General features: G+C 65.1%; 1 protein-coding gene. It reads left to right on the forward strand.

What is annotated here, in order from left to right; translation table 11 throughout:
• A partial coding sequence (locus tag B3361_RS17940; RefSeq protein WP_286920300.1) for a flavin reductase family protein occupies positions 1-183 on the forward strand: 183 nt, incomplete at its 5' end.
• Between the last annotated feature and the right edge of the window lie 35 nt (positions 184-218).

The raw sequence follows: 218 nt of genomic DNA on the forward strand, positions 1-218 counted from the left end.
CTGGGCAACCCGCTGCTGGCGAAGGCCACGGCGATCATCGAATGCGAACTGTGGCGCGAGTATGACGGCGGGGACCATGCGATCATCGTGGGTGCGGTGAAGAACCTGGTGCTGCCCGAGCAGCCGGTCACGCCGATGGTTTACCACAAGGGCAAGCTGGGCGCCCTGCCGCCTTTGGGCTGATAGACCTTTGAGCCGGTGTTGGCTGCTTCGCGGGC

Source organism: Pseudomonas sp. UBA6699, assembly GCF_002454615.1.
Classification (GTDB): domain Bacteria; phylum Pseudomonadota; class Gammaproteobacteria; order Pseudomonadales; family Pseudomonadaceae; genus Aquipseudomonas; species Aquipseudomonas juntendi.